A 6,059-nucleotide genomic window follows, 5' to 3' on the forward strand; every position below is an offset into this window, starting at 1 on the left:
TAAAGTCATTCCACTGCTATCCTTGAGCGTTATGAACTTCCTTAAAGCCATAAGGTCTGTATCGGTATACCACCGATGACCCTGGGCATTTTTTTTGAAGAGATAGCCACTTTGTTCGAGCAATAACGAATACTTGCGAAGCGTTGACGGTTTGATGTTGAGAACAGTTGCAATATCTTCTGGTGCATGAAAGGTCATCGCTGATCCCCTCCTTTTCTTTCATCGTAAAGGACGCTATCCAATTTGGACAGCTTAATTTTTCTAAAGAATATTTTTCAAAAAATCTACGGAATGAAAATAAAAAAGAGACCGATGTTGGCTTAACGCTCCAACTCCTGGTCTCTTTTTCTAGCAATGTTTCGTTCGCGCTGCTGTGCTTTTTCTTGTTGACGTTCAGCCTGCCACTCTTTAAATTTACTCATTTGCGTTTTAGCAAACTCCATAAAAACGATCAACTTGCTTTTTAAGTCTGTGTTTTCTTTCTGCAATTCCCGATTCTCTTGTTTGAGCTGGCTATTTTCTTTCTGCAGCCGTTCTGCTTTTTCCCGTTCTTGGTCCAGTGCCCGGTCGCTGGCGATCACGTTATCGACCATATCGTCAAAACGCTTCTCATGCGCTTCAATGGTGCTTTCGACAGCTTCCGTGGCCTTGGCTCTTGCCTTAAGTGCCTCAAAGTCTTCTATCGGCAATTTCACGTGGTTCCGGTCAAAGAGAGATGGTTTGCTGACTTGAAGCTCATCGACCTTCTTAGAAGCCGTCAGGGCGTTTCTAAGGGCTTCGGTTTCCTTCTCGAGGGTTTTAATCTCTTCGTTGAGCGTCAATGCCTTAAAACGGCTCATTTCGATGTGTTTCCGGTCAGAGGCAATGCCCCGTTCGACATCAAAACCAACACTTTGCATGTGTTTTGGGAATTCTTCCTGCATCCACTGCAATTCCTGCCGGTTAAAGACATTCTTGCCCTGGAGTTTGCCGTCACGCATCGGCACGACGCCTAAATGCATGTGAGGCGTTTTCTCGTCGTTGTGAACCGTCGCATACGCGATATTTTGTTTGCCATAGCGTTCGGAGAACAATTTATGGCTTTCCTCGAAAAACCGTTTCTGTTCAGCCGGATCTAACCCATCAAAAAATTTCCGGTCCGAAGTCACCAGCAGCTCATTGACGAGCACGGCATCTTTTCGGGTTTTCCGTTCGCTCACTTTTTGGCTCTCGATGATTTCTTTCACTTGTTTGTTGTAGTCAATTTTTTCTTGATGGAGCAAATCATAATTCAAGTGCGCACGGTCCGGGTCGATGTCGGGATTCGTCCGACTTTCCCGTTCTCGCTGGTTGTGAAATTGCATGCCCTTTAGATCCGGGCTCTTCATTTTCTGCATCCGTACCACAGCAAAACTCAAAAGAACGCACCCCCATAATTCGGTCAACTTCCATGTAAAGTATAGCACACTATACTTTATTCCATAAAGGTGTGCTCTCCGAGGGTAAGACCGAAGGTCAAAGGCAAGTGGCAGCATCCCTCCGGATGCACCACCCGAAGTCAAAAGCATGGGGCCGATCGTCCTCGATGGACGTTCATTCCCCAGTAGTTCAACAGCAAAAAAAGACAGCCGGCTTCGGCTATCTTTTCCGTAGGTCAACAGCAAAAAAGAAATTACCGTTTATCGGCTTTTCTTTTTTAAAGATTCATTTTCTTCTCGATATTTTGCAACTTTCTTATTGATTGTTTCGCTAGCAATTTCATTTCTTCTAGGTTCTATAAGTCCTCTTTTTTCAGCTGCATTATAAAACGAAGATAAATAGCTTTCGCATTCTTTAGGAAATCGATAAGCACAACCATATTCTTTATAAATCGATAATTTTTCGTGCTCAGTATAAAGTTGGCTAGGATCTTGAAGCGCCTGAAAAAAACCATCACGAAGATAATTAGCAGAACGTCCTCGTTTTAATTTGATTTCAATATGAGTGTTATAGAAAATTACATATTTAACGTTACTCCAAAATTTTTCATCAGCATTGAAAAGGCGAGGAGTGTTCCGCTTTAAACTTACAATTTTGGTCTCCAATTTAAATCAATCCCTTTCTTCAAGCCAATTATAAAATTCCACTTTCTTTAATGATCCATTTGATAGAACTCTATGATTTTTTTTGAGTAGGCCATTTAATTCTCTAAAATTCCACACAGCTTTTTGAATTAAATTATTCGCTTTTTCGCTAGTAATAGAAATAGTTTCACTTGTAAATTCTCTCATATTTTCTATTTCTAGAATTAAATCTCTTGCACGCATCCTATCGGTTTCATTATCCAGATTCATATAATCGAACATGTCTTCAAAAACAATATCAACAATGTTTTTGATTTCTTTGATCTGTTTCTTTGTTGCACTGGTTAATTTTTGTCCGTTAGACCAAATTAAATCAAAGCCTACAATTGCACGCCCTTCTTTTTCGACATTGTATCTAACCTCTAATTCCGTATATTTATTAATTTCTCTAATCGCAACATCAAGCACCATTTTTTTAAAGTCCCCGGTATTTTTTTGGTAAGTTTTTTTATCTGCTACACCAAATAATCGCATAAGAGCATCTTTTGAAATAGGTTTATGCCAATAACCGTGATGTGCCTTGATAAAGTCGTAAAGAGTCCATGAGAATCCACTTTTAAATTGAGAAGTGATTGTTAAATCAGTCGTTACAAATTTATCTTTCAACTCCAAAATATGAGGTACGAACTCTTCATTCCATCGGAAAGTAAATAAACCTGTTTTATATTTAATTGAGCTAAATACATTCCAGTACTCAAAATAGTCATTATCTAAATCCTCAATTGAAAATTGTAATACTGAAATTTTTTGTACATCTTGTTTCGCGTGAATGGTTTGGTATTTTTCAATTCCGAATTTCTTTTCAAAATCTGCTTTATGGAACTCTGTCTTTCCATTACGCTGAGTAGAAAAAATGGCATATGCCAGCAATTGCATTTGATTTAAGGTTAATCCCTGACTCAGCTTAGACATTGAAATTTCTCTGCTCTTTTCAATACTGTTTTCATAGCTAATTAAAGCTTTTTTACTGTTAACTCTAGCCATTCTATCACCTCACTAAGACTAATTTATCCCTTTTATTAAGTTCAACTATATATCTAATCGCATTAGTATTCAATAATAAGTTTGATTTCGAAGCAAATCTTACTAAAGGGATAAAAAAAACGTAGTGAAGGGATAAAAAAAACGTAGTGAAGGGATAAAAAAAACGTTTTTAAACTTTCAAACCCTTATGGCTCTAAGGCGCAAGGGCACTCCTAAATATAACTAATATAATTAATCTTTTAAAAGATAATATATATATAGGCAAAATTTCATTTTGAAAAAATGAAAAGAAAGAAGAAAAGAACAAAATACAGATCAAGTTCATTGCTAGAAAAAATAGCAAACAAAAAACTCCGCAGAAGCATACTGGGAGTTTTACAAACGAAATGCTTTTAAATTACTCTCGATCTGTTCATCGGTGATACCAATATAACGCAAGGTAATCTGTGGATGCGCATGATTCAAGATATTCTGCAGCTCGGCAATGTCCCGGAACTGCTTGTAATGCCAGTAGCCGAATGTTTTGCGCAAAGTATGCGTGCCAATGCCTACGGTGATATCAACCATCTGTGCGGACTTCTGAAGCTGTCTGTACGCTTGAACGCGCGTAATTGGACTATTTCCCTTTCGACTGGGAAAAAGCCACTCAGCGCCCTCTAACGTCCGAATATAGGCATCCAGTTCGTCGTAAATGTTGCCGAGGTGAATTGTGCGCCGTTTTCCGGTCTTTCCTTCACGCAACGACACCACTTGCTTGCCCTGGATCTCGCTCGTTTTGATGGCTAATAAATCGCCGACACGCAAGCCCGAATTGATGCCCAGAAGAAACAAAATGTAATCCCGTTCACTGCACCACTTCTTCAAGCTCCATTTCATATCCTCGATTTTTTCTAAGGACCGGATCGGCTGCACATCTTTGATTTCGCTTTGTTTACTCATGCGAGAACTCCTTTTGGTTGATTGCTGTGTTTTTAGTGGCTCATTGCCGTATGTAGCGAACTACGAAAGGCATTTCGGTCAAAAGAAAAAAGAGCGCCACCAAGGAAAGGCGAGCCCGTGTTTAAAAAGCTTATGGATGTCTTTGAGTTTCCTTTAGTCTTCTGTTTTCTTCTTCTAATACTTGAATTCGATTTTCCTCTGTTGATTTTTTTGAACTGCTGGCCCGTTTTGCGACAAAGAAAATAATGACAATCACCAGGATGGCCAAAAACAGAAAGAAAAGTAGAATCGATAGACCGAGTATGCTGTTCATAAAATCACTCCTTTCTAAAATCTAGTTCATTTCTTTAACTATCTATTTTCGAATCTTGAGCTCAATAAAATCAACGATTTGAATGTATCTTTTTTTATGATAAATTTAGTTTCGCTTGTTTTTCTTGGAAAGTCAATAGAGTGGGGGTTTTGAATGTAACTTAATTAGCATTAAGTTACATTCGTTTTTCGGCTATTTTATTAAGTAAAGTCAAAAGAAAAGATTTTAAATAAGGCATTGGCAAGACGCATTTAATTCCACGTTGCAATTGTACATTCTCGATCTTCTAGCCAAAAACTATAAATTTCATTTTGATTCATGTTCACTAGTTTTATTCTTTCGTAACTGGTTTTTGGCAACTCGAACTGCAACTTCTGAATATCCTTTATCCAAAAAAACTTTAAGTCAGTAGAGTTTTCCATTAAAAATTCTTCGATGGCAGAATTGTAAGTTTGAGACGGTATTCTTAAGAACCTAAACGAATGGCTTGTACTAAGCACTTCGGCTTGCTTTAATACTTTAACTACTGGCAGGTGGGGAATACATACAATCAAAGAAAAATCGTTCTGGATTAACTGGCTAGTGATTGCGTCAAAAGAAACTTTTCGCATTTCCTTCAATCTGTCTGGTATCGTATCCGATTCATAAGGAACTGGAAATAAAAATTCAAACCGATCTTCCAGGTTTTCTAAATCTCTCTTTGTATAGAGTTTTTCCATAACAACCTCCTATATTCATTTTCCGCTGTAATTCTTTCGGGAAAGTGAATGTAACTTAATTCACATTAAGTTACATTCACATCCTTTTCATTTAGAATTTTTTTCTGATTAAAAATGCTCCTTAGTTTATTCGAGTTCCCCTACAAACCAAATTTCACTTTCAAAATACCCATCTTCATCATCAATAACTTCTTTAAAACCTGCTATGGCTAGATCGTCCGGAATGGCTAACCCCCATTCAGTTTGAATGTTTCTGTTAGCCGAAAGAGGAATCCACTTGTAGTAGTCGCTATCCCTGTTAAAGAATTCGTTAAAATAATCTTCCCCTTTGAAGATGATGATTTGTGAATTCCATAAACCAGGCAAGTCAATTAAGACCACTACACGATATTTCTCGTCATCATGTGGCTGTAATTCTTTAAGATATTCTGCACGATCCAATAGCATTTGAATGCACAGCCGTTTGACCTTCCGAGGAGTTTTATCGGAACTGATAAAGCCTTGCCCAACCGGTAAGCGTAAATGCCAGTAACCGTTGTAAAATTCCGTTGGAAACGCCATTGTGTATTCTTCAATTAGGTTGACCATATCCTCAGTCTTCCGCTTAATCCCTCGAACTTTTTTCTCGCGCATCTATAATTTCTCCCCACTTTCAGTATCATGTGCTGAAATTAATACGAACCAATTTTATTAGAATTGAATGTAACTTAACTGCACATAAGTTACATTCGTTTTCGCTAAAACAGTACCCTTTATTTGTTCCAGATCCTTGCCCATAAACCTCGGGTGTCTTTTTTAGGCATGACCGTTTCTGGTTCGCTTTCTGGCTCCTGTGAGAACGATTCTACGCTCTCTATCTTTGGTTGATTGGACGAAGGGGCATCCAGTGGCTGCAAACTCCCTTTCAGCATTTTCACTTCCTCTAAAATCTGCCCATTTTGCTCTTCTTGCTTTTGAATGCTTTGCGCCATCTGATCAATCGTTTGTTGCTGATGCTGAATT

General features: G+C 38.3%; 9 protein-coding genes. All 9 read right to left on the reverse strand.

The features are described from left to right. Positions 1–198 (reverse strand): MerR family transcriptional regulator (locus QMA01_RS18030; RefSeq protein ID WP_290215612.1); only part of this gene is annotated, 198 nt, incomplete at its 3' end. Between the two features lie 122 nt (positions 199–320). Continuing rightward, entirely contained in the window at positions 321–1,397 is a 1,077-nt protein-coding gene (mobV, locus tag QMA01_RS18035; protein WP_290215613.1) for a MobV family relaxase, read from the reverse strand. Between the two features lie 261 nt (positions 1,398–1,658). Beyond that, positions 1,659–2,063, reverse strand: a complete 405-nt coding sequence (locus QMA01_RS18040; RefSeq protein ID WP_290215614.1) for a hypothetical protein — start codon at positions 2,061–2,063, stop codon at positions 1,659–1,661. Between the two features lie 6 nt (positions 2,064–2,069). Next, entirely contained in the window at positions 2,070–3,086 is a 1,017-nt protein-coding gene (locus QMA01_RS18045; protein ID WP_290215615.1) for a replication initiation protein, read from the reverse strand. A gap of 375 nt (positions 3,087–3,461) precedes the next feature. After that, on the reverse strand, positions 3,462–4,025 hold the full coding sequence (locus QMA01_RS18050) for a tyrosine-type recombinase/integrase (RefSeq protein WP_290215616.1): 564 nt from the start codon (positions 4,023–4,025) through the stop codon (positions 3,462–3,464). A 130-nt stretch (positions 4,026–4,155) separates the two neighbouring features. After that, a complete protein-coding gene (locus tag QMA01_RS18055; protein WP_290215617.1) occupies positions 4,156–4,338 on the reverse strand; it encodes a hypothetical protein in 183 nt (60 codons plus the stop codon). Between the two features lie 251 nt (positions 4,339–4,589). Then, entirely contained in the window at positions 4,590–5,057 is a 468-nt protein-coding gene (locus QMA01_RS18060; protein WP_191716957.1) for a hypothetical protein, read from the reverse strand. A 126-nt stretch (positions 5,058–5,183) separates the two neighbouring features. Further along, complete coding sequence (locus tag QMA01_RS18065; protein WP_290215618.1) at positions 5,184–5,690, reverse strand: DUF3916 domain-containing protein; 507 nt, start codon at positions 5,688–5,690, stop codon at positions 5,184–5,186. A 119-nt stretch (positions 5,691–5,809) separates the two neighbouring features. Then, positions 5,810–6,059, reverse strand: a 250-nt coding sequence (locus tag QMA01_RS18070) for a hypothetical protein (protein WP_290215619.1), incomplete at its 5' end; no start/stop codon positions are given.

This window comes from Planococcus notacanthi, assembly GCF_030407825.1.
Lineage (GTDB): Bacteria > Bacillota > Bacilli > Bacillales_A > Planococcaceae > Planococcus > Planococcus notacanthi.